Raw genomic sequence first — 4534 nt, forward strand, 5'->3', positions numbered from 1 at the left:
GCAATTGATTACCACCAAAAATCCATAGCTATTGCTAGGGAAATCGGACACCGCAAGGGTGAAGCTTACTCCCTGAATAATCTCGGTGCTACTTTCTTAGAAAACAATCAACTAGAACAGGCAAAAACTCACCTGTTTGATGCCATTAAAATTTGGGAAGATATCCGCCAAAACCTGGGGAATCAAGATGATTGGAAGGTTTCTATTTTTGAAGCACAAGCTCGCAGCTATCGTCTCTTACAACAGGTTTTGGTTGCTCAAGGTAAACTAAAACAAGCCTTAGAAATTTCCGAACAGGGTCGCAACCGCGCTCTGATTGATTTATTAGCGGCACGGTTATCTGAACGTCGTCAAACTAAAGCTCCTACTCTTGAAGACATTCAAATAATTGCTCAACAACAACAAGCAACTTTGGTTGAATATTCGATTGTTAAGAACCAGATTTATATTTGGGTGATTGCTCCAACTGGTGAGATTACTTTCCGTAGTAATACATTACCACAAGATACTTCTCTGGCGGAACTAGTCAAAGTCAGTCGTCTGCAGATTGGTGTCAGAGGTAGAGGTAATCAAAATGCTGCTTCACCACTAAATACTAACAATAATAATCTACTACAACATCCCCTACACCAACTCTACCAACTGCTGATTACTCCGATTGTTGACTTATTACCAAGAACTGCATCAGACCGTATTATTTTCATCCCCCATCAAGAACTATTTCTGGTTTCCTTTGCTGCTCTGCTAGATGATCAGGGCAAGTATCTAATCGAAAACCATACCATTCTCACTGCTCCTTCGATCCAATCGTTGTGGTTCACCCGTAAACATTGGCATCGAGTCCAACACAGCCGGGGAAAACCATTGATTGTCGGTAATCCCACCATGCCTACGATTAAAATAGGACTGGAACAAAAACCGTTAACCCCTCTACTGGGTGCAGAAACAGAAGCATTAACTATTGCTCAATTGCTCAATACAAAAGCTCTGATTGGTTTGGAAGCAACAGAACCAACCATTGTGCGGAAAATGGCCAATGCTTCGGTTATCCATTTCGCTACCCATGGTTTACTGGATGATGTCAATGGTATTGATTATCCCGGTGCGATCGCATTAGCTCCTGAGGAACCAGACCATGATGGCTTTCTCACCAGTCGTGAAATTATGATCAGTGACCAACACCAGAAACCACCCTTATTGAAAGCAAAGTTAGTAGTGCTCAGTGCTTGTGATACTGGTAGGGGTGAGATAAAAGGGGAAGGGGTAATTGGTTTATCCCGTTCTTTGATTGCCGCCGGTGTACCCAGTTTGGTGGTGTCGTTATGGAAAATACCTGATCATGATACGGTCAAGTTGATGAAGGAGTTTTACACTAATATTTACACCCACAAATTCGATAAAGCGAAAGCCATGCGAGAGGCGATGTTATCGATGATCAATGATGGAGATGGTAATCCAGACCCGAAAGCTTGGGCGGCTTTTACGGTTATTGGCGAGGCTAGGTAGAGACTTCCCGACTCCCGACTCCCTGCTCCCTTAATCATTGCATAAGCTCAGGAATATCTCAGATATGGCCAAGTAAGTAATGATTCAATATCCGATATGAAACTTAAGCAGGTCTTATGGTTGGGACTTCTCACTGTCTGCTTCACTCCTTGTGAATTGCCTGTTGTGGCTAGATTCCTCACCTTACCAGCACTGGCTCAAGAACAAAACACGGTTAGCCCAGAGCAAGAAGGGACTATAGCCCCTAGTGATGCCATAGTTCAAGTAGACAGTAAGCAAGCCGAGGCGGACAAACTCGTTGAGCAAGGACTTAGTCAGCTTTATCGCAGTGAGTTCCGAGAAGCATTACAGTCTTGGCAGCAAGCATTGGTAATTTATAAACAAATCGGAAACCGGGAGGGTGAAGCTGCCTCCCTGATTAGTCTGGGTCTTACATACCTTGGTCTGGGAGAGTACAACAAAGCGATTGATTACCTCCAAAAATCCTTAGCTATTGCTAAGGAAATCGGAGACCGCAAGGGTGAAGCTATCTCCTTGACTAATCTCGGTGATGCATACGAGAGTTTGGGAAACTACAAAAAAGCGATTGATTACTACCAACAATCCTTAGCTATTGCTAAGGAAATCGGAGACCGCAAGGGTGAAGCTATCTCCCTGACTAATCTCGGTGATGCATACGAGAGTTTGGGAAACTACAAAAAAGCGATTGATTACTACCAACAATCCTTAGCTATTGCTAGGCAAATTAGACACCGCAAGGGTCAAGCTCGCTCCCTGACTAATCTGGCTAATGCATACGAGAGTTTGGGAGACTACAACAAAGCGATTTATTACCAGCTAGAAGCGATCGCTTTTTATAGGGAAGTCGGAAACCGCGAAGGTGAAGCTCGCTCCCTGACTAATCTGGGTCTTGCATACTATTATCTACGAGACTATAAAAAAGCGATTGATTACCAGCAACAATCTTTAGCTATTGATAAGGAAATCGGAAACCGCCTGGGTGAAGCTTACTCCCTGGGTAATCTGGGTAGTGCATACTATAATCTGGGAGAGTACAAAAAAGCTATTAATTACCACCAAAAATCTTTAGCTATTGCTAGGGAAATCGAAGACCGCCAGGGTGAAGCTAAGTCCCTTAGTGATCTGGGTGTTGCATACGGCAATCTGGGAGACTACAAAAAAGCGATTGATTACTACCAACAATCTTTAGCTATTCCTAGGAAAATCGGAAACCGCCAGGGTGAAACTGGCTTCCTGACTGGTCTGGCTGTTGCATACTACTCTCTGGGAGAGTACAAAAAAGCGATTGATTATCACCAACAATCTTTAGCTATTCCTAGGGAAATCGAAGACCGCATGAGTGAAGTTTACTCCCTAAATAATCTAGGTTTTGCATACTACTCTCTGGAAAAGTACAAAAAAGCGATTGATTACTACCAACAATCTTTAGCTATTGCTAGGAAAATTTTAGATCGTCGGCTTCAAGCTATACCCCTGAGTATTCGCGGTGCTGTTTTGTTAGAAAATAATCAATTAGAACAGGCTCAAACTAACCTGTTTGATGCCATTAAAATTTGGGAAGATATCCGCCATATCCTCCGTAACAAAGATGATTGGAAGATTTCTATTTTTGAAAAACAATCTCGCAGCTATCGTCTCTTACAACAGGTGTTGGTTGCTCAAGGTAAACCAAAACAAGCCTTAGAGATTTCCGAACGGGGTCGCAACCGCGCTCTGATTGATTTATTAGCGGCACAGTTATCTGAAACTCCTCAAAAAACCAAAACTCTTACTCTTGAAGACATTCAAGAGATTGCTAAACAGCAACAAGCCACCTTGGTGGAATATTCCATTGTTGATGACCAGATTTATATTTGGGTGATTGCTCCAACTGGTGAGATTACTTTCCGTAGTAATACGTTACCCCAAAATACTACTCTGGCGGAACTAGTTAAAGTCAGTCGTCTGCAGATTGGTGTCAGAGGTCGAGGTAATCAGAATCCTGCTTCACCACCAAACCCTAACAATAGTAATCGACTACAGGAACTCTACCAACTGCTGATTACTCCCATTGTTGACGTATTACCAACAAACCCATCAGACCGTATTATTTTTATCCCCCATCAAGAACTATTTCTGGTTCCCTTTGCTGCTCTGCTAGATGATGACGGAAATTATCTAATCGAAAACCATACCATTCTCACTGCTCCTTCGATCCAATCCCTGTCGTTCACCCGTAAACATTGGCATCGAGTCCAACACAGCCGGGGAAAACCATTGATTGTGGGTAATCCCACCATGCCTACGATTAAAATAGGACTAGAACAAAAAGCCTTAACCCCTCTACTGGGTGCAGAAACAGAAGCCTTAACCATTGCTCAATTGCTGAATACAAAAGCTCTAATTGGAGCAGAAGCAACAGAATCAACCATTGTGGAAAAAATGGCCAATGCTTCCGTTATCCATTTAGCCACCCATGGTTTACTCGATGATGTCAATGGTATTGGTTATCCCGGTGCGATCGCATTAGCTCCTGAGCAACCAGACCATGATGGCTTTCTCACCAGTGATGAAATTCTGATTGGTTACGGACTACCGGAAAAATCCTTATTGAAAGCAAAGTTAGTCGTCCTGAGTGCTTGTGATACTGGTAGAGGTGAGATTAAAGGGGAAGGGGTAGTTGGTTTATCCCGTTCTTTGATTGCGGCAGGTGTACCCAGTTTGGTGGTGTCCCTATGGAAAATACCTGATCATGATACGGTCAAGTTGATGAGGGAGTTTTATACTAATATTTACACTCACAAATTCGATAAAGCGAAAGCGATGCGAGAGGCGATGTTATCGATGCTTAATGATGGAGATGGTAATCCAGACCCGAAAGCTTGGGCGGCTTTTACTGTGATTGGTGAGGCTAGGTAGAGAGGGTGGGAAGTGTGGGGAGATGGGGAGATGGGGAGATGGGGAGATGGGGGAGGTGCGTAGGGTGCGTGATAAGACGGGCTTGCCATGGTTTTCCGGCTTTTGGCAT

General features: G+C 43.5%; 2 protein-coding genes. Both read left to right on the plus strand.

Annotated elements, in window-relative coordinates; genetic code table 11:
• A partial coding sequence (locus tag F6K38_RS35405) for a CHAT domain-containing protein (protein ID WP_287359766.1) occupies positions 1-1506 on the plus strand: 1506 nt, incomplete at its 5' end.
• 96 nt (positions 1507-1602) lie between these two features.
• Positions 1603-4425, plus strand: coding sequence for a CHAT domain-containing protein (locus F6K38_RS35410; protein WP_008185255.1), 2823 nt, complete (start codon positions 1603-1605; stop codon positions 4423-4425).
• Positions 4426-4534: the final 109 nt, after the last annotated feature.

The organism is Moorena sp. SIO3B2, assembly GCF_010692525.1.
GTDB lineage: Bacteria > Cyanobacteriota > Cyanobacteriia > Cyanobacteriales > Coleofasciculaceae > Moorena > Moorena producens.

Bases quoted from the DNA above. Each gene is read 5' to 3' on its own strand.
- F6K38_RS35410 (WP_008185255.1), top strand. From the start codon at position 1,603: ATGAAACTTAAGCAGGTCTTATGGTTGGGACTTCTCACTGTCTGCTTC.